At 59.7% G+C, this 25,156-nt stretch carries 26 protein-coding genes; 8 read left to right on the plus strand and 18 right to left on the minus strand.

Features of this window, described 5'->3' with window-relative positions:
• Positions 1 to 2: 2 nt before the first annotated feature.
• From ACSOSP_RS25320 to ACSOSP_RS25335, 4 genes are all read right to left on the minus strand, one after another.
• Positions 3 to 479 carry a hypothetical protein gene (locus tag ACSOSP_RS25320; protein ID WP_455311076.1) on the minus strand — a complete coding sequence of 159 codons (477 nt, stop codon included), beginning with the start codon at positions 477 to 479 and terminating at the stop codon, positions 3 to 5.
• A 578-nt stretch (positions 480 to 1,057) separates the two neighbouring features.
• Positions 1,058 to 1,390 carry a cupin domain-containing protein gene (locus ACSOSP_RS25325; RefSeq protein WP_455311077.1) on the minus strand — a complete coding sequence of 111 codons (333 nt, stop codon included), beginning with the start codon at positions 1,388 to 1,390 and terminating at the stop codon, positions 1,058 to 1,060.
• A gap of 374 nt (positions 1,391 to 1,764) precedes the next feature.
• Positions 1,765 to 2,175, minus strand: a complete 411-nt coding sequence (locus tag ACSOSP_RS25330) for a DUF6632 domain-containing protein (RefSeq protein WP_455311079.1) — start codon at positions 2,173 to 2,175, stop codon at positions 1,765 to 1,767.
• Positions 2,176 to 2,357: 182 nt separating this feature from the next.
• Complete coding sequence (locus ACSOSP_RS25335) at positions 2,358 to 3,893, minus strand: FAD-dependent monooxygenase (protein ID WP_455311080.1); 1,536 nt, start codon at positions 3,891 to 3,893, stop codon at positions 2,358 to 2,360.
• Between the two features lie 60 nt (positions 3,894 to 3,953).
• On the opposite strand from ACSOSP_RS25335, the gene ACSOSP_RS25340 reads away from it, so the two are divergent.
• The gene (locus tag ACSOSP_RS25340) at positions 3,954 to 4,586 is read left to right on the plus strand and encodes a TetR/AcrR family transcriptional regulator (RefSeq protein ID WP_455311081.1); all 633 of its coding nucleotides are present in this window, start codon (positions 3,954 to 3,956) and stop codon (positions 4,584 to 4,586) included.
• Positions 4,587 to 4,647: 61 nt separating this feature from the next.
• On the opposite strand, the gene ACSOSP_RS25345 is transcribed toward ACSOSP_RS25340, so the two are convergent.
• Positions 4,648 to 5,070: an amino acid-binding protein gene (locus tag ACSOSP_RS25345; RefSeq protein ID WP_455311082.1), complete on the minus strand. Its 423-nt coding sequence runs from the start codon at positions 5,068 to 5,070 to the stop codon at positions 4,648 to 4,650.
• A gap of 263 nt (positions 5,071 to 5,333) precedes the next feature.
• Entirely contained in the window at positions 5,334 to 6,119 is a 786-nt protein-coding gene (locus ACSOSP_RS25350) for an SDR family oxidoreductase (RefSeq protein WP_455311083.1), read from the minus strand.
• Between the two features lie 155 nt (positions 6,120 to 6,274).
• Here ACSOSP_RS25350 and ACSOSP_RS25355 point away from each other — a divergent pair, with 155 nt between their 5' ends.
• Positions 6,275 to 6,715, plus strand: coding sequence for a winged helix-turn-helix transcriptional regulator (locus tag ACSOSP_RS25355; RefSeq protein ID WP_455311085.1), 441 nt, complete (start codon positions 6,275 to 6,277; stop codon positions 6,713 to 6,715).
• A 71-nt stretch (positions 6,716 to 6,786) separates the two neighbouring features.
• Here ACSOSP_RS25355 and ACSOSP_RS25360 read toward each other — a convergent pair whose 3' ends face one another.
• The 9 genes from ACSOSP_RS25360 to ACSOSP_RS25400 all read right to left on the minus strand — a co-directional run bounded on the left by ACSOSP_RS25360 (position 6,787) and on the right by ACSOSP_RS25400 (position 15,990).
• Positions 6,787 to 7,689, minus strand: a complete 903-nt coding sequence (locus tag ACSOSP_RS25360) for a sterol desaturase family protein (protein ID WP_455313672.1) — start codon at positions 7,687 to 7,689, stop codon at positions 6,787 to 6,789.
• A gap of 109 nt (positions 7,690 to 7,798) precedes the next feature.
• Positions 7,799 to 8,503, minus strand: coding sequence for a LytR/AlgR family response regulator transcription factor (locus ACSOSP_RS25365; protein ID WP_455311086.1), 705 nt, complete (start codon positions 8,501 to 8,503; stop codon positions 7,799 to 7,801).
• Positions 8,491 to 9,573, minus strand: a complete 1,083-nt coding sequence (locus ACSOSP_RS25370) for a sensor histidine kinase (RefSeq protein ID WP_455311087.1) — start codon at positions 9,571 to 9,573, stop codon at positions 8,491 to 8,493. The genes ACSOSP_RS25365 and ACSOSP_RS25370 overlap by 13 nt, the downstream gene beginning before the upstream one ends.
• Positions 9,574 to 9,682: 109 nt before the next feature.
• Complete coding sequence (locus tag ACSOSP_RS25375) at positions 9,683 to 10,981, minus strand: L-fuconate dehydratase (protein WP_455311088.1); 1,299 nt, start codon at positions 10,979 to 10,981, stop codon at positions 9,683 to 9,685.
• A gap of 100 nt (positions 10,982 to 11,081) precedes the next feature.
• Entirely contained in the window at positions 11,082 to 12,023 is a 942-nt protein-coding gene (locus ACSOSP_RS25380; RefSeq protein ID WP_455311089.1) for a substrate-binding domain-containing protein, read from the minus strand.
• A gap of 139 nt (positions 12,024 to 12,162) precedes the next feature.
• Positions 12,163 to 13,188, minus strand: a complete 1,026-nt coding sequence (locus ACSOSP_RS25385) for an ABC transporter permease (protein WP_455311091.1) — start codon at positions 13,186 to 13,188, stop codon at positions 12,163 to 12,165.
• Positions 13,189 to 13,212: 24 nt separating this feature from the next.
• Positions 13,213 to 14,724, minus strand: coding sequence for a sugar ABC transporter ATP-binding protein (locus ACSOSP_RS25390; protein WP_455311092.1), 1,512 nt, complete (start codon positions 14,722 to 14,724; stop codon positions 13,213 to 13,215).
• A 518-nt stretch (positions 14,725 to 15,242) separates the two neighbouring features.
• Entirely contained in the window at positions 15,243 to 15,368 is a 126-nt protein-coding gene (locus ACSOSP_RS25395) for a hypothetical protein (RefSeq protein ID WP_455311093.1), read from the minus strand.
• 271 nt (positions 15,369 to 15,639) lie between these two features.
• The gene (locus ACSOSP_RS25400; protein WP_455311094.1) at positions 15,640 to 15,990 is read right to left on the minus strand and encodes a hypothetical protein; all 351 of its coding nucleotides are present in this window, start codon (positions 15,988 to 15,990) and stop codon (positions 15,640 to 15,642) included.
• A gap of 128 nt (positions 15,991 to 16,118) precedes the next feature.
• Between ACSOSP_RS25400 and ACSOSP_RS25405 the strand changes: the two genes are divergently transcribed.
• The 3 genes from ACSOSP_RS25405 (at position 16,119) to ACSOSP_RS25415 (ending at position 20,170) form a co-directional block, all read left to right on the plus strand.
• The gene (locus tag ACSOSP_RS25405; RefSeq protein WP_455311095.1) at positions 16,119 to 17,555 is read left to right on the plus strand and encodes an APC family permease; all 1,437 of its coding nucleotides are present in this window, start codon (positions 16,119 to 16,121) and stop codon (positions 17,553 to 17,555) included.
• Positions 17,556 to 19,373, plus strand: coding sequence for a bifunctional protein-serine/threonine kinase/phosphatase (locus ACSOSP_RS25410; protein ID WP_455311096.1), 1,818 nt, complete (start codon positions 17,556 to 17,558; stop codon positions 19,371 to 19,373). It abuts the gene before it with no gap.
• Positions 19,374 to 19,549: 176 nt separating this feature from the next.
• Complete coding sequence (locus ACSOSP_RS25415; protein WP_455311097.1) at positions 19,550 to 20,170, plus strand: hypothetical protein; 621 nt, start codon at positions 19,550 to 19,552, stop codon at positions 20,168 to 20,170.
• Positions 20,171 to 20,323: 153 nt separating this feature from the next.
• Here the strand turns inward: ACSOSP_RS25415 and ACSOSP_RS25420 are convergent, their stop codons facing one another.
• The gene (locus ACSOSP_RS25420; protein WP_455311099.1) at positions 20,324 to 21,208 is read right to left on the minus strand and encodes a hypothetical protein; all 885 of its coding nucleotides are present in this window, start codon (positions 21,206 to 21,208) and stop codon (positions 20,324 to 20,326) included.
• A gap of 527 nt (positions 21,209 to 21,735) precedes the next feature.
• Positions 21,736 to 22,626 carry a LysR family transcriptional regulator gene (locus ACSOSP_RS25425; protein ID WP_455311101.1) on the minus strand — a complete coding sequence of 297 codons (891 nt, stop codon included), beginning with the start codon at positions 22,624 to 22,626 and terminating at the stop codon, positions 21,736 to 21,738.
• 132 nt (positions 22,627 to 22,758) lie between these two features.
• Between ACSOSP_RS25425 and ACSOSP_RS25430 the strand changes: the two genes are divergently transcribed.
• The 3 genes from ACSOSP_RS25430 to ACSOSP_RS25440 are packed head-to-tail and all read left to right on the plus strand — an operon-like array spanning position 22,759 to position 24,976.
• The gene (locus ACSOSP_RS25430; protein ID WP_455311102.1) at positions 22,759 to 23,502 is read left to right on the plus strand and encodes an SDR family oxidoreductase; all 744 of its coding nucleotides are present in this window, start codon (positions 22,759 to 22,761) and stop codon (positions 23,500 to 23,502) included.
• Between the two features lie 44 nt (positions 23,503 to 23,546).
• Positions 23,547 to 24,440 carry an SDR family oxidoreductase gene (locus tag ACSOSP_RS25435; protein WP_455311104.1) on the plus strand — a complete coding sequence of 298 codons (894 nt, stop codon included), beginning with the start codon at positions 23,547 to 23,549 and terminating at the stop codon, positions 24,438 to 24,440.
• The gene (locus tag ACSOSP_RS25440; RefSeq protein ID WP_455311105.1) at positions 24,437 to 24,976 is read left to right on the plus strand and encodes a hypothetical protein; all 540 of its coding nucleotides are present in this window, start codon (positions 24,437 to 24,439) and stop codon (positions 24,974 to 24,976) included. Before ACSOSP_RS25435 ends, ACSOSP_RS25440 begins: the two co-directional genes overlap by 4 nt.
• Here ACSOSP_RS25440 and ACSOSP_RS25445 read toward each other — a convergent pair.
• The gene (locus tag ACSOSP_RS25445; RefSeq protein WP_455311106.1) at positions 24,940 to 25,137 is read right to left on the minus strand and encodes a hypothetical protein; all 198 of its coding nucleotides are present in this window, start codon (positions 25,135 to 25,137) and stop codon (positions 24,940 to 24,942) included. The two genes, ACSOSP_RS25440 and ACSOSP_RS25445, sit on opposite strands and share 37 nt — an antisense overlap.
• Positions 25,138 to 25,156: the final 19 nt, after the last annotated feature.

A 25,156-nucleotide genomic window follows, 5' to 3' on the forward strand; every position in this document is an offset into this window, starting at 1 on the left:
CGTCAAGCTCGCGCTTTGTTTGGCGAGAACCAGTCCCTGCTTTTGGGCAGCAACAACAGCGAAGCAGCCACTACTTCGGCAAAGAGCCAATAGCTACTTTTTAATACAGGGAAAAATGGGATGTGGTAAGTAATTGATATATACGCCTGGTATATAAACGCTGCTGCCATCAACGTTGATATAATCGCCACCACAATTCGCGCCCAATTTTTTCGCGCTGATAATTTAAAAGCCAAAAATATTTGGAGAACGGCAAACGCGAAGCCTGCTGCTAAAATCCCTATTACTAGCATGTGGACAGTATCGACTGGAATTTTAGGCGCGGAAATTGAATCCCTGATCAGTTTCTCTGTAAAAATAGCATGCGTCACAAAGTAGAGAGTCAGTAAAGAGGCAACCCAGTAAATCGAGATCGCAATTTTTGCAAGAACAGGGGCATCTTTTGTTTCGATTAAGCTAGTTCCAAGATGATCTTTCATTATCCTGACACCTCTTTAACCAATGAACTACATTGGATCGCAATGTCCATAACAATGGACCGCATTGTTTATGGTTTCAAGTCCAGCGCACAGTAAAATTCATTCTGCATCTGGCAATAACAACAGAGTTCAGCATAACTGCCAGCCTTGGTCAAGACAACAAGCGTCAAATCGGTGATGACCATCTGCAACCGGCCGCTGTCGCATGCAAACTGCATGAACCGCCCGAATCTCCAGTGCGTCTGAAATTGGCGATACTTCAAGCCGAAAGCGATTAACGAATTCCAGGTGAAATACTCTTCATTCGCGCAACGTGGGTGGCGGCTTGCGAAAAAACGAATCTCTGATGATTACCAATTTCATTCGCGCTCAATTTGCTTCGACGTTGAGTCAACTGCCGACGACCCGGGAGTAGAAGTCGAACGGCTCATTCCGGCCGCACCCGGGAATAAAAGGTCAGCGCGGCCAAGCGCGGCCGCCGACCCAGGCTGAGAGCGAAATCAGAGGCCGGCTTGCAACACCTCGGCGGTTTGAACGCTCGACAATGCTCAAACGCGGCGGAAGACTCGGCGCCCGATTCAGCGTTCGTGGTAGATCGCAAGCCAGACGGTTGGCTCTTTGGCATGTGTCCAGGCGACGCGATGCCGGCAATGCGGCTCGATGAGCACGTAGTCGCCGGGACGCATGTCGTGCAGCGTCGAGTCCTCTTCGAACTCGAGCACGGCCGCGCCCGACAGCAGTGCAACCCACTCGGCGCGCGAGTCGTCGTACCAGAACCCTTCGGGACTCGTGTGTCCCATGGATACGATCCGCTCCACGTTCAGGTGCTGCCCCGTGATGAGCATATCGATGCGCTCTTCGCCGCCGTGCTTCGCTTCGAAGCTGAACAGGTTACCCGATTGAAGTTGCATGGCTCGACCTCACGTTTGCCTTCACGTCACACGCGCAAGACCGTCGAGCAGCGTCGGGCGCAGCTCACTGATCGGTGGATGGATACGCTTTGCAACTGTAGCGCATAAGAATCAGTGAAGAGGACTGGCCGATGCCCGAGGCGAATGAGCCATTGCAAAGACGGGGCTTTCAATCAATCGGACGACTGGTGATGGGCAAACTTTGTCCGCCCGTTCGGAATTGCGCACTTTCGACAGCACGATCCACACGCCATTTCACGGGCTTGCTCACGCGGAAGTCTCGACCGTGACAGCGCTTTGTGAAAAAAGCCGGACGAAATGCGATGGCCCATTTTCACTAACTGGCGCACCGCACAATATCTCGGCTACCTGAGCTAGAGGGTCATGTGCGCGCGCGCTTTGTCGCCGCGCGGCGTGAAGAAAGCCAGCGCCGCCGCGATGATGAACAACGCGGGGACATCGCCGAATAAATGGCCGACATGGCGCGCCCCGTCCATCTCGACGCCGAAGGACTGCACGGCCATAATCGCGCCGTGCACGATGCTCGACCACACCGTGAACCAAATCAGGCTCAGATGTTTCATCGGATCGCGCGATGCCATCAGCAGGAACACGCCGAGCGTCGCGTAGATGCCGACAATCATCAGCGGGTAGTCGGAATGGCCGTTGTGCCACGTCCAGCCGGACGGCCACAGGAACATCAGCGGCCAGATCACGAACACGGCGATCAGACCCACAACGATCAATACGATGCGCAAGCCGGCGAGTCGTTGGGTATCGTTCATGTGGCCTCCTTGGTGCATCAGGTCTGTTCGACAAGATACTCCCGTGCGCCGCTCTGGAGAGCAATGGTTAACGATCGTGGCACCGGCGCCGGATGTCGGAGCGTGGTTGTGCAGAGCCAACTGCTGTTCAAGGACGCGGCCGGCACGAGCCCGGCTCGAACCTTGCGCCGCGACAGCATTAATCACTCTTCGGCTCGCACCACGGACTCGTCATCAAGTGCCGGGCTGAACCAGCGGCGGAGCGCTGCCTCCAATCCATCTGTGCTGTTCTCGTCGCCGGCCCAGGCAACGCACGCATCGGGACGAATCAGCATCGAAGGTCCTGTATCGACGGCGACGCAACGTATCTTCAACGTGCTGGCGTCAACGAGTTCGGAAAGCTTCCCGCTGGTTGACGCATCGAGAAGAACGCCCATGCCATCCTGCATGAGATCGTAGAGCGAGACGGCGGCAGCGCCGTGGCTGACCGGCTTGTCGCCGATCAGCCGTCCGACGTCGTCTTGCTCCGACCCGAGATCGTATCGAGTGGAAAGCCCTCGCATCATCTCGCTGATGAGCCGGTTGACGTCATCGAGTTGCATGAGGTTCGCTACGAGCTCCCGCATCGCACCCGATTGCGGATCCGGCCGCAAGATGGCGACCTGGGCAAGGGTGTTCGCCAGGACGGCTTCGGCCACCGGTCGCCGCTCGGCCGTGTAGGTGTCGAGCAGGCTGTCGGGCATCTCACCGCGAATGACCGCCGCGAGTTTCCAGCCTAGGTTTGCAGCGTCCACGAGCCCGAGGCTCAGGCCCTGGCCACCGAACGGCGAATGGACATGTGCTGCATCACCGGCAAGCAGCACGCGGCCTTGGCGGTAGGTATCGGCTAGCCGTGTGTTGTCTGCCCATCGGCTTCCGCTTGTCAGCGCTTTTACACGAACGTCCGCGCCGCTGATGCGTCGCAGGACTGCTTCGATCTCATCGCGTGTGACCGGAGCCTCCCGATCTTCAGGAGGACCGATGAAATCCAGCATGAACAGCCGGCCAGGGACAGGCCCGTAGGAGAACACGCCAGCCGATGTGCGATGCCAACCAATGGGCAACAAGCGTTCAGGATGGTCGATCTCGGCGATCACCTGATAGAACGTCGACGTGGGCGCCGTGCCGGGGAAATCAAAGCCGGCCAACTTGCGAATGAGACTGCGCCCTCCGTCGCAACCAGCGAGCCAGGAGCAGCGGATCCGGCCTGGGCCTGCCGGAGATGCCCACTCCACGTCGATTCCATCGGCCTCGTGCACGAAACTGGTGACATTACACCCGCGGCGCATTTCGATGCCAAGCGTGCGGGCACGCTCGGCCAGCATGACTTCGAGGCCATGCTGAGCGACCGCGTACACACGCCGTTCCGGCTCATTCTGCGCGTCCTTTCGGATAAGCAGGCCAGCGAAATGGCCACTGAACTTCGATGCTCGACCACGCAGGTCCGCTCCGGTCTGCTCGGTGAACTGCGCCATCGCCGCCAAGCTGCGCGCCTCTTCGGTGGCGATGGCCGCGGTCATCCCGCGCCGCTGTAACGCCTCGCTCGCGAGAGGGCCAATCGACATCGCCTTCATCGCCATGCTCGCGGTGGCGAGCCGCTCCAGTACCAGGACGCTCGCACCTCCCAGCGTCAACTCGATGGCGCTCAGGAGTCCAACCGGTCCGGCTCCTACAACCACAACGTCAACCTGTTTTGTCATATACTAGATCCAAATGTGTACTCAGTACATGTAAACTAAGCTGTCAGGAGCACCATGTCAATGCCATCCGACCGTCGATCCCGTAAGCGCCTCGCCACGCGAGAAAGCATCTCCATAGCCGCCACCCGCCTCTTCTTCGAGCGAGGTTTCGATCAGGTGACGGTGGACGAAATTGCGGAAGCGGCCGACGTCGGACGGATGACGGTGTTCAATCACTTTGCCCGCAAGGAGGACATGTTCTTTGATCGTGACGAAGAGGGGCGCGAGATCCTGCGCGAAGCTTTGCGCGAGCGTGATCCCGGCGTCGCTCCGATCGAGACGTTACGTCTGCTCGCTCATTGGCTCGCGGCGGAACAGAGCCCCTTCGTCAGATTTACGGTTGAGAGCCAAGGCTTCATAGAGACGATCGAGGGCAGTGAAATCCTTAAGGCTCGCGCCAGGGCGATACGTGATGAACTCGCGCAAGTCGTGGGGGCCGCCCTATGCGAATGCGTAGGGCGAGAACCAACCGATCCCGACGCCCATCTGGCGGCCGGTCTGCTCTTGGCGACATGGACCGTGGCCCTTATCCAGGCTCACGGGATCTTTCGACAGAATCGGGATACGGAGGCAGCGAAAGCCGCCTTCCTGGCTATTGTTGATAAAGGAACCATCGGTGTGAAAGCTGCAATGGCAGGCACGCCTTACGCCTGACGCGACGAGTCATCGCCGGTGACAGAATGACCGAGCCAGTTCGCGATCCGGCACGCGCCCTTCAGGCCCTCTGGAGAATATCCACCGCTTTTTCGGCGTCATCCAATGAGTCGATCGCGAGATAAGCAATGAATTGTGTGCCGAGAACGGCGGCGGATACACCACGGAGGTTGATCCCCCCGTCTGCCAGCATCTGGGTCATTTGCGCGATCGCCCCCAACTGGTCCAAACCCATTACACGGACCGAGTAAAGGCTCGTTGTGATGCTGAATCCCACTTGTGTCGCGGCACGGATCTCCCTTTCCCCCTGCAGCGGCGCGACAAACACGACGCCCTTATCCGGCGCCTCCGGCGTGCGTCGGGCGACGACGAACTGCAAGTCCACGGCAGCATCGCGTAAGGCGCTTAATACTTGCGCCAGTCCGCCCGGTTTGTCTTCGATGGTCGCTGCCCAGACATCGACGCGTTCTACGCTCAGTTCCATGGCCGACCCTCCCGCCGGATGCCTCTATCAATGAAAATCTAGTTCACCAACTGCACGCAAGCAAGGCCCGCAGCGAATACCGAACGCGCAGGACCGGCGCCGTCAGGTTTCATGCAATGCAGCATGGGCACTGTGCGGCCAGGTATCTTTTCGAGTGGGCCAGCGAGTCGTCGGCCAAACCGGCGATTCGCGGGCCGTACGCTCAATCTATCTCCGTGGCAGGGGAAGGGCGCGCAAGGGCGCATCGGAGGATAGAAGCCGTGTCACGTCTTGGGCTTCATCATCTTCACCATCTGTTTCAGCATGAATTCCGGCGCGACTCGGCTCATTAACTTGAGCACGTTGCTAAGGCCGGGCCGGATTTCCAACGTATTCGATTCAATCCCGGCGATGGCGCACCTCGCTAGTTCTTTAACGTCCATCCCCTTTTGCCCTTTCATTTCCTGCTCAAACTCGCCCCTTAGCAAGGGTGTCTCGACCGCAGGCGGAGCGAGTTCGATGACGGTGACACCGGTTCCATCGAGCTGAACGCGCAAGGATTGGGTGAATGAGTGAATGGCAGCCTTGGTCGCACAATAGACAGGCGAAATGGGGAAGGGAATAAAGGCCAAGCCGGACGATACGTTGACGATGAGAGCGTTCGTACGCGTCTTGAGGTGCGGCAGAAACTGTTGGACCATTCGCACGGGACCGCTCAAATTGATCTCTATTTCGCGCGCCACGTCGCTCAGGTCTCGCTCGTGATTGAGATTCAGGTTACGCATGATTCCGGCATTATTGATGAGTACGTCGAGTGCAGGAAACTGCGCGAGTACAGTGTCATATAGCGAAGCGATGGCTGCCGGAACGCTGACGTCGCTCTCGAAGACGTGGACAGCGGGCAGCGCTCGCCTGAGCGCATCGAGCTTCACCGGATCGCGTCCCGTAACAATAACTGTGTTGCCTCGTCCGAGAAGTTGCGTTGCCAGTTCGAGGCCGATCCCGCTCGTTCCCCCGGTTATCAGGACAGTCCTTTGATTCAATTTCATCAGCGGCTCCACGACTTTCATGAGTAGTTGCCATGGATCGGATTGGACCGCAGCTGGCAAGGTTATAGCCACCTTCCATCGACCCGTCACATAGTGCTGGCGAGTATAAAATTTTCACTCTCTAATAGAAAGAAGGCACCGTAAAGTGCTATACCCACTTGAAGGAGAGTGTAAAGATGAAAATCAGCCAGCGTTTTACGGATGCACAGATTTCGCTAGCGAAAGCCTATGCGGCTGCGACGCCACCTGAACATATGGATCCTCGAATCCAGGCTCTGGTGACCGACTTGATCGAACGCGTAGCGGACAAGTGGACGATGCTGATCCTTGAGGTCTTGGCCGAGAAAGGGATGCTGCGCTTTACCGGGTTGAGCAAACTGGTCGAAGGCGTCAGTCAAAAGATGCTTACTCAAACGTTGCGACACATGGAGCGCGACGGACTTCTCATCCGCACGGTTCATCCTGTCGTGCCACCGAAGGTCGAGTATGAATTGACTCCGCTGGGCTTGAGCCTTGGCGCGGCATTTTGCGGCGTTTGGGTCTGGGCAGCGGAGAACTTGCAGGACGTAGAGAAGGCACGTTGTACGTTCGATGAGAAAGCCCGGCAAAACGATTAGGTGTGCGCCCACATACTCGGATCAAAGAGAATGGCTGCCGCCACCGATTGCACCGCCGCACTTTTTAGACCCTATTGCTGTTCTGCTGTGAACGTCTGTTGAACAGCACGGCGCCTCAGATCTTCGGTAGTTTCCCCTTCGTTATCAGGTCGCCAGCCGGGCGGATTGATTGCATAGCCGCACGCCTCGCTTATGGAACGCGCCGATAAAAGATCGCGTAACAACGCCCGCCAGTGATCGAATTCGATAGTCAGCAAGTTATAGGTCAGCATCGGCTGGACGAGACCGAAGCGACACGGCACACCGGGTTTCTCCGCGATGTAGGTACCAAATAGCCGATCGAACACGATCAGCACTCCGCCATAGTTTCCATCGAGGTAATCGAGGTTGGATGCGTGATGCACGCGGTGCGCCGAAGGCGTGTTGAGAATCCATTCAAGCGGCCCGAGGCGGGGAATCCAGGTGACGTGCAGCCAGAACTGGTAGAGCAGATTGAGCGAAAGCAGCATCAGCACGATCCGGGGCGGCATGCCCAATAGCGGCGCGAGCATGAAAAACAGCAGCGATCCGGTCAGACGGCCCGTCCAGCCGATACGGTACGCGGCGCTGAGGTTGAGTTCGTTCGGCGAATGGTGGACGGCGTGGGTGCACCAGAACCAACGTGTCCGATGGGCCGCACGGTGGTACCAGTAATAGCAGAACTCCTGACCCATGAAACATGCCAGCCATCCGCTCCAATGATTCATCGGCAAAGTCCAGAGCCTGTGCTGCCAGAACCAGTTCATCCCTTGATTCCAGAACGCGAGCGGCAGCATCCAGTGCAATGGATATTCGCGGAACAGAAAGTCGGACACGGACACACCGGTCGCCTTCCAGTCATAGCCGCGTCGGAAGGTAAGCACCACAGCCTCGATCAATGAAGCGACGAGGACCAGGACGTTTGCGTATTTGAGCAGGGTGAGCAACGCAGCCATGGCCGGACCATCCATAGGGGGATTCCAGCCAGCGTAAGTTGACGTCCATCGAGCCGCAATCGATGTGGGATGAACCGGGTCTGCCGTGGGGCAGATGGGGCGCGCGGCGCTAGGGCCGCAGGCGTTGCATCAGGGTTTCCCGATGCTGCCGGCTGCAGGGCACCTCGGCGCCGCTGCGCAGCACGACTGTCGCATCGCCTTTTCCCCGTGGCCGCACGGCAAGCACGGCGGCAAGCGATACCGCGGCGCCTCGGTGCGTGCGGACAAATGCAGGAGCGAGGTCATTGAGCAAGGCGGCCAGCGTGCGCCGTATCAGCAGGCTTCGCCCGGGAAGATGAATGTTGACGTAGTTGTCGGCAGCCTCCAGCCATTCGATATCCGCGCAGCGCACGACATGCGTCGTCCCCCGATCGGCGATCATCAGATGCGCGGGCATGCCGACGCTCGGGCGAACCGCACCGCGGACGGCGCCTCGCAAGCGCTGCACGGTGCGGGCGAGACGCTCCGGCTCGACCGGTTTCAACAGGTAATCGGCTGCCTGGGCGTCGAATGCCCGCACCGCATATTGGTCGAACGCGGTCACGAATACCAGCGCCGGCGCGTCGTCCGGCAGCGACGCCGCCACGTCGAAACCGTCGACTTCGGGCATCTGTACATCGAGGAAGATCACGTCCGGCTGTAGCTGCGCAGCCAGCGTGAGCGCTGACGCACCGTCGGCCGCTTCACCTATTACTTCGATATCGGGAAACGCCTGAAGCATGCGCAGCAGCTTGCTGCGAGCGAGCGCCTCGTCGTCGACGATCAGTGCGCGCACGGCAGGCTCACCCCAACGATCAGGCCACCGCCAGATCGCAATCGCAATTCGAGACTCGCCTGTGTGCCGTACAAAGATTGCAGACGGCGCTCGAGGTTGCCAAGACCCACGCCGCGCTTGTCAGGAAGGCTCTGCAGATCTCCGTCATCCTCGATCTCGATCTGCAGCTGGCTCGCGCTATGCGTGATGCGTATTGCGATATGCGTCAACGCGCTGCGTCGTTCAACGACATGGTGAAAGCAGTTTTCCAGCAGCGGTTGAAGTCCGAGCGTGGGGACGCGGCAATCCTGTGCAGTGGCATCGATTTCCCATGAAATCCGGACGCGATCGGCGAACCGCTGGATCATGATGTCCGCATAGGCGTGAAGCAGCGTGAGTTCATCGGCGAGTGATTGTTCGGGGCGCTGGCTCGCGTCGGTGGCGGCGCGCAACAATGTCGCCAGACGAGTGAGCAGGATGTCGGCCGCATCAGGATCGCTGTGGATCAGCGATGAAACCGTGTTCAGCGCGTTGAACAGAAAGTGCGGCTGCAGTTGCTGCGTCAGTTGTGCGAGTTGAGCCTGCTTCGCCAGGTTCGCCTGTTTTTCGGCGCTCAACCGCTCGTCGACCCACGCGCCGTAGGACCGGACGCCGAAAGAGATACCGATGAACAACGCATAGAACACGAGGAAGCTCGTCGCTTCGTAGGCCATCACTTCGACCCACGGGCCATGTGTGTACCTGGCGCCCGCCAGTGCGTAGACACCGATCCGCAACGCATACATTGCAGTGATGTAAGCGACCATTTGCAGCGGCATCGACGCCCAGGTGCGAAGGAACCATTGCAGCGGCTGATTGAGAAATCGATTGCGCCGGCTCCCGCGCTTCACCTGCACCGCTATCAGCACGGTGGCGGCAAGCGCCGAGGAGCCGGTGTTGACAAGTGGGCGCCAGAACTGCGGTTTGCCGGTCCACAGGGTTTCCTGAATCCCGACCGCCAGCATGAGCAGCCAGAACCCGGCCCACGGCCACACCAGGCGCCGCCACAGGATGGTTGGATTGGGTTCGTCGAAGAGGGTGCTCGAGGGCATATACCTGGCTCATTCACGCTGGTGCTCACCCGGCTTCGATGAGCGCCGACTATGGTAGTCGTAAAAACGTGTCGTGGTCCAGGGTGCCTACTGGTGCCCAGGCGTCGTCTCAGCTCCGCCAGGCCGTACCCTCGGGAAAGTCATGCTGATCGAGCGATGCCGCGTGCATCTCGATGCTATATCCGGGAAGTTGCGGCGGCATATAACGGCCGTTCCGGATCACGACCGGATCGACGAAATGCTGATGCAGATGATCCACGTACTCGAGCACGCGGTTGTCCAGCGACGCCGACACGCAGATATAGTCGAACAGCGAAATGTGCTGGACGTACTCGCACAAGCCGACGCCGCCCGCATGCGGGCACACGGGCACGCCGAATTTGGCCGCCATCAGCAGGACGACGATCACCTCGTTCAGACCGCCCAGGCGGCAGCTGTCGATCTGACAGAAGTCGATGGCCTGCGCCTGCAGCAATTGCTTGAACATCACCCGGTTCTGGCAGTGCTCGCCCGTCGCCACGCCAATAGGCCGAATCCGTTGGCGGATGGCGGCGTGGCCGAGAACGTCGTCGGGACTCGTGGGTTCCTCGATCCACCACGGATCGAATTGCGCCAGCCGCCTCATGTTCGAGACCGCTTCATCGACGTCCCATACCTGGTTCGCATCCATCATCAGCTTGCGGTTTTCGCCGATTTCTTCGCGCAGGATCCGCGCTCGACGCATGTCTTCGTCGAGATTGCCGCCCACCTTCTGCTTGAAATGCGTCCAGCCTTGCGCGACGCCTTCACGGGCCAGCCGGCGGATCTTGTCGTCGTCGTAGCCGAGCCAGCCGGCGGACGTCGTGTAGGCCGGATAGCCCTGCGCCAGCATCTCCTTTTCGCGCTCGCCCCGGGTCTTTGCATGGCGGTGCAGCATGGCGATAGCTTCTTGCGGCGTGATCGCATCGGTGACGTAACGGAAATCGAGGCAACGCACGAGCTCTTCGGGGCTCATGTCGACGAGCAGCTTCCACACCGGCTTGCCTTCCGCTTTCGCCCACAGGTCCCAGGCCGCATTCACGACAGCCGCCGTCGCCAGATGAATCGCTCCCTTGTCCGGACCGATCCAGCGCAACTGGCTGTCCGATGTCAGCGCGCGCCAGAAAGCGCCCATGTTCGCAGCGATATCCTCGAGCGTCTTGCCAATCACCAGCGGACTGAGCGCCTTTACCGCACTCACGCAGATCTCGTTGCCGCGTCCAATGGTGAAGGTCAGGCCATGGCCTGTGAGCCCTTTCGGCGAATCGGTTTCGAGCGTCACGTAGGTGGCGGAGTAATCCGGCGCGGCGTTCATTGCATCGGAGCCGTCGAGTGAACGCGAGGTCGGAAAGCGGATGTCCCGCACGGACAGCCTGGTGATCGTGGTCATCTGAACCTCCTCGTCTTCAAAAGCTATCGACATGCGCGCATGAATCAAGACAGGGCCGTGGCGTCGAAACACACCGCGCCCCTGTCTTTGGCAGCGAAGATCAATCGTAGAGCACGGCGGCGATCTTGGGATCGTTCATATTGCTCTTGTCGTACCAGTAAAAGCCGGTGTCGACTTTCTTCGGCAGCGTCTCGCCCTTCAACGCCTTTACCGCGGAGTCGACGACGCATTTGCCGATGCCGACCGGGTTCTGCGTAATGGCGCCGGCCATCAAACCTGAATTGATGTCCTCCTTTTGCTCCTTGCCGGAGTCGTAGCCGATCAGGACGAGCTTCTTGCCCGATTCCTTGACGCCGATCGCGGCGCCTTCCGCTGACCCCTCATTCGCCCCGAAAATGCCCTTGAGATTGGGGTTGGCCTGGATCATCGTCTTGGCGATTTCCGCCGACTTCAGATGGTCGCCGCCGCCATACTGGACCGAGACGATCTTGATGTTCGGATGCTTTGCTTTCATCTCGTTCAGGAAGCCGTCGCGGCGATCAACGCCGGTGCGGCTGGTCTGGTCGTGCACGATCAGGCCGACCTCGCCGGCATTGCCGACCGCCTCGGCCATCTTGTCGGCGGCGAGCGCGGCCGCGGCCACGTTGTCGGTTGCGCAAGTGGTGAGCGGAATGTCGCTGTCGACGCCCGAGTCGAAGGCGATGACCGGTATCTTGGAGGCTTGCGCCCGCTTCAGGAGCGGAATGGCCGCTTTGCTGTCGAGTGCGGCGATACCGAGCGCCTGTGGCTTCTTGGCGAGCGCGGCCGAGAGCATGTCGATTTGTTTATCGACCATGGCCTCGGTTTCCGGACCCTCGAAGGAGATCCGGACGTTCTGCGCCTTCGCCGACTGCTCCGCGCCGGCTTTGACGGCCTGCCAGAACTGGTGCTGGAAGCCTTTCGAAATAAGCGGGATATAAGGTTCGTCCGCGCGCACCAGACTCGTCCCGCCAATGAGCGCGCCAACGCCGACTACGACACCAATCAGTCTTCTTTTCAACATGGTGGTTCTCCTCCTAAGGTGGGCTATCAACCTTCAGCCGTTGGGGGAGCCTTGGCGCTCCCTTTTCTTGATTCTCGTCCCGTGCTTGATCTTGTCTCGTGCAGCGTCAGCTTTCGTCCGCTTCATTCAGCTTCATCCGTTAGCTTTTCTTGCGCCGCAAAATATCGGCATAGACCGCGAGAATGATGATGAGCCCGGTCACCACGATCTGCCATTCCTGGGCGACCGACATGATGCGCAAGCCGTTGGTCAGCACGCTCATGATGAACGCGCCGATGATCGTCCCGAGGATCGTGCCCGAACCGCCGCTAAGCGACGTCCCGCCAATGACTACGGCGGCGATTGCTTCGAGTTCGTAACCTTGGCCGAGCGCCGGCTGCGCCGAATTCAGGCGCGAGGCGATCAGCAGCCCCGCAATGCCGCAGATCGCCCCGCTCAGGCCGTAAATGGCGATCTTCCACCTATCCACGTTCACGCCGGAAAGACGCACGGCTTCTTCGTTGCTGCCGAGCGCAAAGGTGTAGCGGCCAAGCGCCGTGCGATTGAGCGTGATCGAACTCACGACCGCCAGGAAAAACAGGATCAGGACCGCATTCGGAACGGGCAGGCTCGGGAATACATAGCCGATCAAGGAATCCTGGGAGATCCTGTAGAAGTTTTCGGTGTCGGTGAAATAGATCGGCTTGTCGGCCGAGACAACAAGCGACAGTCCTTTCAGCAGCAGCATCATGCCGAGCGTCGCGATGAACGGCGGTATCTTCATTTTCGCCGTGAGGGTGCCTGAAATTGTCCCGCAGAGCGCACCTGTCGCAATTGCCGCAACCACGCCGACTGACATCGGCAATTGCCAATATGTGAGAAACACGCCGCAAATAACGGCCGTGAACGTCATCAACGTGCCGACGGATAAATCGATGCCTCCGGTGATGATGACGAACGTGCAAGCAATCGCCAGAACGCCGTTGACCGCCGTCGCCTGGAGAATCCCGAGCATATTGTCCATCTGCATGAACGCGGGCGAGGCGAAGCTGAAAAACGCCAGCAGCAGGACCAGGCTCCCGAAGGCGAGCAGCTTTTGCAGAGCGGTTGGCGAGAAGAGGCGGGCTCTCAGGGCGGAGGCCCGTCCCCGATTACCCAGCGCCGACGTATCCGATGGCAGTGTCATAAAACGGACCTCTCCTCTAAAGACTCATGCGGCTTTCAAGGTTTCACGCTGCGTCGCCAGTTGCATGATGCGCTCTTGCGTCGCTTCCATGGCTGAGAGTTCGCCGGTAATGCGGCCCTCGCACATCACGACAATGCGGTCGCTCATGCGCAAGACTTCCGGCAGTTCCGACGAAATCATTACGATCGCCTTGCCTTGGCCCGCTAGCGAGCGCAGGAGCTTGTAGATTTCGCTCTTGGCGCCGACGTCGATGCCGCGCGTCGGTTCGTCGAAGAAGAGCACGTCGCAGTCGCGCTCGAGCCATTTCGCGATGACAATTTTCTGCTGATTGCCGCCCGACAGCAGCCGCACCTCCTGCGTCGCGGAGGGCGTGCGAATGGCGAGCAGATTGATGAAATGGGCGGCAGTCCGGCGAATTTGCGTGCGGCGCAAGAAGACATTGAGTGACAGGAACTTGCCCAGGTTGGACATCACGATATTCGATTCAACGTCCATTCCGGTCGCCAGGCCGAAGCGCTTGCGGTCTTCCGAGAGATAGCCGATACCGTGCGCCACCGCGTCGCTCGGCGTCCTGATCGTCACCTTCACGCCTTTCACGACAATTTCGCCGGATTCGATCGGATCGGCGCCGAACACCGCTCGGGCGACCTCGGTTCGACCGGCGCCCATCAGGCCCGCAAAACCCAATATCTCGCCTTTGCGCAGCGTGAAGTTCACGTCCCTGACCAGCGGGCCGGCGTTCAGGTTTTTAACTTCCAGCGCAACTTCGCCCACGCCTGCGATGTTTTCGGAGGGCGCGGCGTCAGTCAAGGTTCGCCCGACCATCATGCCGATAATCGATTCGACGCTGGTGTCCCCGGCGGTGACAGTGGCCACATATTCCCCGTCGCGCAACACGGTGACGCGGTCGGAAATCTGCTTCAGTTCGTCCATCTTGTGGGAAATATAGATGATGCCCACGCCCCGGCTCTTGAGCTCGCGGATGATGCGGAAGAGCTCGGCGATCTCGGCGTCGTTGAGCGCCGAGGTGGGCTCGTCCATGATCAGGACGCGCGAATCGAAGGACAAGGCCTTGGCGATCTCGACCATCTGCTGGCTGGCGACGGTGAGCGTGCCGACAAGGGCGCGCGGGTCGAGATTCACATGCATGCGGGCAATAATGTCGCGTGCTTGCGCGTTGAGCCTGTCTTCGTCGAGGAACAGGCCGAGGCGTCCGCGCGGCTCGCGGCCGATGAACATGTTCTGGGCGACGCTCAAGTGGTTCATCAGCTGGAGTTCCTGATGAATGATGCAGACGCCCATGGCCTGCGCCTCGCGCGGGCTTGAGAAGTCGACGGGCTGGCCGTCATAGAGGATTTCGCCGGAGTCCCGGGTGTACACGCCGGCGAGGATTTTCATCAGCGTCGACTTGCCGGCGCCATTCTCGCCCATGACCGTGTGGACTTCGCCCGCCATGAGCTCGAGCTGGACTTCGTGAAGCGCCCTGACGCCGGGAAAGCTCTTGCTGAGCCTTTTGACGGAAATGAGCGGGGTCATGGGGCGGGGTCGCCGGCGATTGCGCTATAGGCGCGGCCCTGAACGGGACAAAGCGCCGGGCGTCGATACGCCAGACGTAGCCGGATACTGCTGCTGAAATCGCAACGAGAAGCCAGACGCATTGCTGGGCCCCCAAAACCGATGTGCCACGATTCTACGACGCTGGACGCCAGCGGCTCAATGGCAGGCATTCCCTAGTGTCGAGCGCACACCCATTTCCTGCGCTGCGCGTTTCGGGACGGACAAAAAAGTGGGCGTCGGCATCTACGGGCAGTTTTTCGAACGAACCGTCATGGTTTGAGGGCCGGGCGGGTTTCTCGATCAGGGCCGCCCCGCCCGCCGCTTTGCTTCGGACGCCCTACAGTGCGAGATCGAGCAAGACCCGGCCTTCGATATCGGCAAGACGAATGCGCTCGAACACCTTGTTGATATTGTCGAGGCTGTCGGTGGATACGGTGCCTTCCTTTTTGATAAAGGCGACCGGATCGGTGGTCTTCGCATTGACGGTGACGGTGGCTTCAAGACAATGTCTTACCGGCAGAGAGGTGGCCTGAGCGTTTTGTCGCGATCATGCCATTGTGCAAAGATAATAAAAAATCATCAGGATGGCTTATTGAAGCCGCATTGTCATCGAGCCCGGTCATGATCTGATTTTCCGTCCTTCGTATTTCGGGGACGCCTGCTTGCGGCGCGAGAAAACGCCGTATGACGTGGCACCCCTTCAAGCGGCCAGTCGAGATCCGCGTGAATTCGGCTTCGGTGGCTGCGATTTACCCTTACCGATGCTTACAGAAATACTACAAACGAAGCACGCGCCACGAAGGTACAACCGCTCTCACGAAGCTTGCGTAAAGCGTCAATGCGCACTGGAAACACGCCAGCTCGATTTTGTATAAGCGTTGCTTTTAACGCTTCTCAACCCCTCACCCCGTTCTTGTGCAAAGTCGCACCAACCGCAATGAAGATGTGCACCGCAGTCAAGCCAGTGATCTCTTCAGCCTGAATAAGACAGCGCTTCACTGCGCGCAAAGCGTTTATTGCAGGTAACTTTTGATTCCCACTATGAACATGGCACAAACGTTGCCTTGGCTTTCCCGTTGGTCGTGACTGCTTGGCTTTTTTCGCCTCAAGGACAGGGAACGAGCCGCAGATTACCGCGACGCGTCGCGCGCGAACAGTTTCACAATGGGAATCTTTATTGCTCGTCAATAAAATTCCCATTTCAATGAAGACCAGCTCGCAACGCGCTGCAATCAGGTTCAACAAGCGTGTTGCATGGCTTGGTCGCATGCGTTGCGTGTAGCTTTTTTAAACCACGATGGATGTTGTTGCAGGGAGTGGCGAGAAACCTGGGCGCATTCAACTTTGATTCACCAATCTGTAAGGAGCCCAACATGAGCACGCAGCAAAGCAGCACGCACGCGGCGCCGGCATCATCCGGCAGCCTGCGAGCCGGTACTTTAGGTTTTGCCGAGGTGATCGGCCAATCCATCGCGAACGTTTCTCCGACCTTCACGCCGTCGATCAACGTGACTGCGATCGCGGCGCTGGCCGGCACGGGGACCTGGTTGATTTATGGCTTCTCGACGATCGGCCTGCTGCTGGTGAGCATGAGCATCATCGCGCTTTCAAGCCGGATAGCGTCGGCTGGTTCGTTCTTCATCTATATCTCGCGCGCGCTTGGGCCGATGGCTGGCGGCATTGCCGGCTGGGGTTTGATCGCGGCTTACGTGGGCACGGCGATGGGGGTGGGCGCCGCAGGCGTGATGTTCGTGCAGAACGCGTTTTCGGCCTGGGGCATCAACATCCCGTCATGGGCCGTCTATACGGTCTTCGTCGGGGTGGCCTGGTTCTTCTCGGCGCGTGACGTGAAGCTGTCTTCGCGCTTGTCGCTTGCGATCGAATTCGCTTCGGTCGTGATCGTGGGCGGCGTGCTGATCTATGTGCTCGCACTGCATCCCGACCATATCATCGACCATACGCAGCTGGGACTGCAGGGCGTGAGCGGCAAGGGCATGGCGCAGGGCATGGTGCTCGGCATCTTCTCGTATGTGGGTTTCGAAAGCGCGGCCTCGCTCGGCCAGGAAACCAAGAACCCGCTGCGCGTGATTCCGCGTGCGGTGGTCTGGAGCGTGATCCTGTCGGGCCTGTTCTTCATGTTCGTGGCCTATTCGATGACGATCGCCTACCACGACGACGCAGCCAAGCTCGGCGGCGATTCGGCCGTGCTGAGCACCTTGCTCACGAGCGTCGGCGCCTCGCCGCTCGGTCCGGTGTTTTATCTCATCGCCTCGGTCAGCGCGTTCTCGTGCGTGCTTGCGTGCATCAACTCGTCCAGCCGCCTGCTGTATTCGATGGGCCGCTACCAGTTCGTGCACCGCTCGATGGGCATGGTGCACCGCACGCACCAGACGCCGTACCTGGCCGTTGCGTTTTCCTCGATCGTGACCTTCGTGGTGTGCATTGCGATGCTCGGCACGGGTCCGCTCAACACCTTCGGCTATACCAGCACGTTCGCGACCTTCGGCTTCCTGGTCACGTATTTCCTGGTCGCTATCGCGGCGCCGATCTACCTGAAGAAGCAGGGCGAGCTCAAGACGATCAACGTGGTGTGGGGCGTGCTCGGCGCACTGGCGATGGTCGGTGCGGTAATCGGCAGCGTGTATCCGGTGCCCGATTATCCGTATAACATCCTGCCGTATCTGTTCGTCGCGTATATGCTGGTTGGCGCAGCCTGGTTGATGATGCTCAAGAAGCGCTCGCCGCAGGTGCTCGAGAAGATCGAGCACGATCTGGAAATCAGCGACGTGATGACCCACGGCAAAAAGTAAATGGCTGAACCCTTCTCCCTGGATAGCTTGAGCGCACCGGACACCATCCGGATGCCAGACGATCCGGAGGGAGGGGCCGCGAGCCGTCGAGGAATGGACTGCGAGGAAATCGACCTGCAGTTGCGGCCGGAGCGCGGCGAGTGCGCCGCTCTCGAGATCGGCTGTGTCTCTTGTCCTGCCCGCGTTCGCGGGCAGGATCATATCAACGAAGACTACATCGGCGTGATGCTCGGCGATCTGGCGGCGCGCGTCGCGCGTGGCAGTGTGATCGCCCTGGCCGATGGCGTGAGCGGCAGCAAGGGCGGGCGGGTCGCGGCCGAACTCTCGGTGCGGACTTTTATCGATGCCTATTACGGGCTCCCCGACACCTTGCAGCCCGGCGTGGCCGCTGCGCGCGCGCTCGGGGCAATACACGGCTGGCTGCATCAGATCGGCCGCGTCGATCCCGCACTGAACCAGATGGCCGCATCCTTTGCGGCGCTGATCGTGCGCCGCGCTACCGCGTACCTGGTGGCGGCCGGCGATGTGCGGCTCTATCTGCTGCGCGATGGCCAACTGACCCAGCTCGGCGACGACGACGTGATGCCGGTCGCCTTCGGTTCTTATGTGGCGCATGCGGTCGGCATGCATCCGTCGCTGGTGACGCGCATCGAGACCCTTGAGTTGCGTGAGGGCGATCGCTTGCTGATGTGCTCTGACGGGCTGTATCGCCGCGTGCCGATGCGCGAGCTGCAGAGGGTGCTGGCGGCGGGCGGCGGCGCGCTCGACACTGCCCGCCGGCTCGGCGCGCTGGCGGCGACGCTCGGCTCGCAGGACGACGTGACGAGTGCAGTGCTCGATGTGGGCGACCTGCCTCTACTCGATGTCGGTTACCTGGAGCGGGTGGTCGGCGCCTTGCCGATCCCGGCGGTGCCCGACGCCGGAAATGTTGTCGATGGCTATCTGCTCAAGAGCGTGTTGAGCGATGGCTTCTATTCGCGGATTTTCGCAGGCTACGATCTGGCCGACCCGAACACACCGCTGGCGCTCAAGTTTCCCAAGCCACGTGTCTCGCAGGACGATAACGTTCGTCAGTCGATCGTGCGCGAGCGCTGGCTGGCCGGCAAGATCGGCGACGAAGGCGTGCTCGCGCCGATGCCGGTCGATGCCGACCGGCAAACCCGGCTCTACGTCGTGATGCCGCTCGGCGCAGGCGCCACACTCGAAAAACTGCTTGCGGCGCCCCAGCCCATCGCGTTGCCGCGTGCGCTCGAGATTGCGCGGCAACTGGGTCATTCGATCGGCGCGCTGAATCGCCGCGATATCTTCCATCGCGATATCAAACCCGAGAACGTGCTGGTGATGCAGGGCGACCACACGCGCCTGCTCGATCTCGGTTTCGGCTATATGCCAGGCATGCAGTTGCCGGACGCCGGCACAGCACCGGGCTCACCCGCCTATATGGCGCCTGAGTTGATGAAAGGCGAGCAGGGCGATGCGCGCTCCGAGGTGTTCGCGTATGGCGTGACCCTGTACCGGCTGTTCAGCGGCGGCAAGCTCCCCTACGGCTTCAATGGCCGCGTGCCGCTCTATCACTATCGACCCGACGCGCCGCAATGGCTCGACCTGGTGCTGGAGAAAGCGTTGCAACCCGATCCGGCGCGCAGGTATCAGGACGTGTTTGAAGTCTGCGCTGATCTCGATCGTTTTTCGACGGGTCGAGACGCGATGGCGCCGGCTCGGCGCAAGCCCTTGCTCGAGAGCGATCCGGTGCTGTTCTGGCAGTTGGTCGCGGTGCTATTGCTGGGGTTGCTGCTGTGGGCGCTGATGCGCCATTGAACGGGGCGGGTAGTGTGACCCCGGCTTCGACGGAGCCGTGTTGGACGTTTGACAATTTGGGAATTTCTGCAATACGCGCTATGCATCGTGAATACTGCGTGTCCGCTCTTGGCTCAAGATTTCAAGTTTAGTGACGATATATAAGCTGCCCATTACACAATTAATTTGAGGGATTTATGCTGCGTATCGTTATTGCCTTGCTGTTTGCCGGACTGCTTGCCGGGTGCAGCTCCACTCTGCATGTCGAAAAACCGGACTCTGCATCGGGCCTCTATGCAACCCATACCGTGCTCAAACCCGCCGATGTCCGCGTCGCCGAAAAATTTGACCCCGCTTACACGCAAATGGTTTACCTGAAGGTCGACGCCGAACACCCGAACCCGCGTTTTGTGGATTTTTTTGTGTCAGCTTTCAAGGAAATGCATACCTTCAAGAGGGTCGTGACAAAGGATGACTTGGAGGAAATCGTTATTCAACGCAACCTGGGCAGCAAAGTTTCCAGCGTGTCGGATCTTGTCGGGCTGAATAACCTTAGTAAAGAAATCGGGCCATTCCTGATCGTTGAGTCCAATGCAGTGTTCAAGGGTGCCTACACTTTCGAGGGAACGCTAAAAGCGATTGATGCCAGCACCGGAAAGACCGTTCTTCTGATCGACATGAACGCTTTCAACATGGCAGGCCTTGATGATCCGCTGTTCCATCCAATGCTGAACGGATTTATAAACTGGACACGCAATCAGCCGGTTGCGCCGCAAGCGCCGGCAACCGCGGAACAGACAAATTCTGCGAAGCTCTGACGATTTCGACAATCGGATGCGCCTCCAGGCGGAGCAGGCTATCGGAGGGCATCCGCAATTTAACCGGCTATCCAGGGCGGGCGTTGATGGCGACGCCCGTCCTTTCGAAAACGGGCCGCGGCGTGCCGGCGCGTGCCGCGGCCCCGGACCGGCTTACTGCTTCGTCAGTTGACCGAAGGCGATCACCGAGTTATCGGCTGCCTTGACCAGATAGACGATCGTCCGCTGGTACAACGTCGTGCTGCCGGAAACGGGCAGGAACGTAATGGCTGCGCTACCCGTGTAGGTCACCCCTGAACGCAACGTGCAGGAGCTCGTCGTGCCGCTCACGGTCATCGTGTAAAGGTTCTTGCTCGAGCCCGCCGTGGCCAGCGCCAGCGTGCCGGCGACACCGCAGCCGAGGAACGAGCCGGTGAAGCCGCCCGCAGTGTCGACTGTCATGGTCGTCACGCCTTGTGTCCACGTACCCGCGACGCTCGATTGGCTGACCGCGAGCGCATTCGCCGGGTCGTAGTTCAAGGAGAGGTTCACGGTGCTGTTGTTGGCCAAGAAGCTGCCAGTCAAGGTCTGGTTCGCCGTGAACGTTCCGCTGCCCGAGGTAGCCGGGTAGCGCACATTGCCCAAAGTCTGAAAGCCGTTTGTCAAGGTCCAGTTCGGCGCAGCGGTCGTTGCCGTCCCGAAGAACATGGAGGTGACGACGGAAAACAGACCGCTTGCGTAAGAGATGTTGTTCGACGGGTCCACAATGGCCGTCAGGCGGGACGTGGACGACTGTTGCGTCCAGATACCTTCAAAACCGTTGCCCGTGGCAGCAGTGGAGCCGGTCTGCGGCGCGCTCAGGCTGGGAAGTGCTTCGCCCGTCACGACGGGCGTTGACGCCGCCGCCGGCGCCGACGCGGCCACCGGTGCGCTGGCTGAAGAGGCCGGCGCCGCCGCTTGTGCGTCCGACGTGCCTCCGCCCCCGCCCCCACCGCACGCGGCGAGCGCAAACGAACCCAACATGGAAATGATCAAAGGCAATCTTGTATTCATGTGCATTATTTTTTTGAATGCGGATTCTGGATTCCGCAATGGTTGATTGGATTTGGATACTCCGTACGCGGGATCACGCCATTTTGTAAACGGCGGTAAGACAAAAATCTTTAGGTGCTTACTAAAGAAATGTCCTTAAACGCCGATCGAGTTTTGGCGGAGTGGGAAACTTCAGGCAGAAGCGACGCGATTGCAGAGGTTTATTGCTGTGCTGTCAGGAAACGCTGATCGGCGTTTGCATGGGTGGGACCAATTCATATGGGTATCGGGACTCGCTGGTGATTGGTTTGATACCCGCGAGTTCGGCACTCCAGACTTAAGGTCAATTACCAGAGCGCATTGCGGTTCATATCAGGCTGGTCACTGCATCATCTTTCTGGACGGCCACCTGCCGGTAGCCGTTATTAATCGGGCGTATGATAAAAGTGGCCGCGCAATCGTTGTCGGATGGCTTATATCGACTGATCTCGAACGATTCGTGCTTATTCGGCTTTTTCAACCTGGTGAAAGAGATCGCCAAACTCAGTCTTCCTTCACGCCGCCGCTTCAAAAATTCCCCGCACCCATTGAGCGAAGACTCGAACTCTCGCCGATAACTGCCGATTCTGCGGATACAAAACCGAAACGGGCATAGGGGGCGGGGGAAACGCATCAAGCACGACCTTCAGTATCCCCGTCGATAATTCCCTCATTACCCGATACCGCGGCACTTGCACCAGCCCTAATCCCGCTACCGCGGACCCTGTATATAAATCCGCGCCAGTGACCGACACCACTGCGGCAAGCTGGACCTCGATCACGCGGCCATCGACGGTGAATTCCATCGGCAAGACGCGCCCTGATCCGCTCGACAGATAGTTCACCGCCCGATGCGCACCCAGCGCCTCAAGCGTTTCCGGCTCCCCGAACTGTTCGAGATACGCGGGACTGGCCACCGTGACCTGCTCCATCAACGCGACGCGGCGTCCGACCATCGACGAATCCTGGAGCGTTCCTGCACGCAGCACGCAGTCGATGCCCTCGCGCACCAGATCCACCAGCCGGTCGTCCTCGCCAATCTGCAACTCGATGTCCGGATACTGCGCGATGAACTCAGGCAGCGCCGGCACCACGAAATGCCGGGCAAGCGTCCCTTGCAAATTCACACGCAGCAGCCCCTTCGGCGCGACATTGCGGAACGATCCCTCCGCCTCCTCCATATCCGCGACCAGCCGCACGCAGCGCCGGTAGAACGCCTCGCCGTCGTGCGTGAGCCGCACAGTGCGCGTGGTGCGCTCGAGCAGCCGCGTCCCGAGCCGTTCCTCCATGCGCTTGAGCAGGTTGGTAACCGTGGCGCGCGGTATCTGCAAGTCGTCGGCGGCCAGCGTAAAGCTGCTGCGCTCGGCGATACGAATAAACACCTGCATTTCCTGAAACCGGTCCATGGGCGACTCGTGCGCGGGGAGGGTGCGATTGTTAAAGTAAACGGAACGATATTAACAAATCACGGGTAATTATCAATCGATGTGAATGATCAATACTTCATTCCACGCACTCACCACCCAAAGGAGCGAATCATGAACACAGTCAAGAACAGCCAGGTAGCCATTGTCACGGGCGCATCGCGCGGTATTGGCGCAGCAGTGGCGCAGCGTCTCGCCAACGACGGTTTCGCGGTCGTCATCAACTACGCATCGAGTTCGAAAGAAGCCGACGCGCTCGTCGCGGAACTCGCCGCGCAGGGCGCGAAAGCCATCGCGATCAAGGCTGACGTGGCGAACGCCGACGAAGTCCGTGCGATGTTCGAAGCGACTGAACAGCAACTCGGCAAGATCGACGTGCTGGTGAATAACGCGGGCGTACTGAAGACCGTCCCGCTTGCCGAAACCTCCGATGCGCTCTACGACCAGACCTTCGGCATCAACGTTCGCGGCACCTTCAACACGCTGCGCGAAGCGGCCGCGCGAATGAACGAGGGTGGGCGCATCATCAATTTCTCAAGCACGACGCTTGCCCTGAACATGCCCGGCTACGCTGTCTACAACGCGACGAAAGCGGCTGTTGAAGCGTTCACGCATGTGTTCGCGAAGGAACTGCGCGGCCGCAACATCACTGTGAACGCGGTCGCTCCCGGTCCGATCGCAACCTCGCTTTTCCTCGATGGCAAGACCGAAGAACAGATCCAGACCTTCGCGAAGATGCCGCCGCTGCAACGCCTCGGCCAGCCCGACGATATTGCATCGGTGGTGTCGTTCCTCGCCGGTCCCGATGCGGGCTGGGTCAACGGCCAGATCCTGCGGGCCAATGGCGGTATCGCTTAAGAAATCGGGAATATTAGCTTAGCTAAACGTTTCGGAGAATCAACGTGAAATCAGTCATTTTGGTAACGGGCGCCGGCACGGGCATCGGCAAGTTGAGCGCGTTGGCGCTGGCCGAAGCGGGGCACATTGTGTACGCAACCATGCGCGATGTGGAAGGCCGCAATCGCGGTCGTGCAGATGAACTGCGGGCTATATCGGCGCAGAAGGGTATCGCGTTGATGCCGCTGGAACTTGATGTCCTCTCGCAGGACTCGGCCGATGCTGCCGCCGCGACCATCGTCCGCGAGCAAGGCGGGATTGACGTGGTGATGCAAAACGCGGGGCATCTGGTGGTCGGTCCGTCGGAAGCGTTCACGCCGGAAGAAATGATGAAGGTGTTCGACACCAACCTGTTCGGCGCGCAGCGCGTCAACCGTGCGGTGCTGCCTTATATGCGCCGGCAGGAATCCGGGCTGGTCCTGTGGATCAGCAGCACGACGACCAAGGGTGGCTTCCCGCCGTTCATGGGCCCTTATGGCGCGGCCAAGGCGGCGATGGATTCGCTTGCCGTGACATTGGCTTATGAACTGGCGCGCTTTGGCGTGGAGACATCCATCGTCGTGCCCGGCGCATTCACCAGCGGCACCGACCACTTCCCGAGCGCGGGCAAACCAGCGGACTCGGTAAGAGCCGCAGCCTACGCCCGATACGACGGCGTGATGGATCAGATCGGCGAGCGCCTGAGCGCGCTCACACCGGCCGACGCCGATCCCAAAGCGGTCGCGGATGAAGTCGTACGCATTGTCGGGTTAGCGAAGGGTACGAGGCCGATGCGCTCAGTGATCGATTTTGTCGGCGATGGCGCGGCGCAGGTGCTGGAGGTATCGGAGCGGGTGCGGATTGAATTCGCGAAGCGCATCGGCATGGGCGATCTGCTTGAAGCAAAGGTGTCGCGATGAGGAGCGTGACGAGGGCCGCGCGTATCATTCGCGGCGCGTGGCTTGCCGTTCTTGTGCTGAGCGCTGCGTGCGCTCAGCAGGGCTACGCGCAGCAGGAAGAGGGCAAGACCATGAAAGCATCGACGACGTATTTGTTTCTGCTCAGGAAGACGCCGTTTTTTGACAGGCTTGATACGGAGCAGTTGCGCTGGACCATCAAGCACTCGCGCGAGTGGGAAGCGCAGGCGGGCACGGTGGTCGCGAGTTGTTCAGCGACGGATAAAAGCGATGACTTCTGGATCCTGCTCGATGGCCGCTGGCAAGTGGAGCGCGACGGCCACGCCTACCCGGCGGGTCATGCCGATGCGGGCAAGTGGTTCAGCGCATCGGAGGCGCCGGGGAGTTGCCGGTTGGTCACGACTGAGCATAGCTACGTGATGAAGATCACGCGCGCCGATATGAACGACATGCTCAGCCGTGGGTTTGCATTTGAGACGCACATGCGCGAAGGGCGTGCGTATTACTCGAAGGTGTTTGCGGCGCAATCGGTGAGATAGTGATCGACGGCTTGATGGAACTCCGCGATCAGGTCGGGTACGGTCTCACCGTGGAAGCTGATGTGCTCCGAACCACCAAGCACATGTCCAACGAAAATGCTGTCGCGCGGATCGAACTCGACCCGCGCAAGATACCCCTTATAGTTCAATTCGTTTATCACGGTTCCACTTCAAGTTTGC

Source organism: Caballeronia sp. KNU42 (assembly GCF_053760385.1).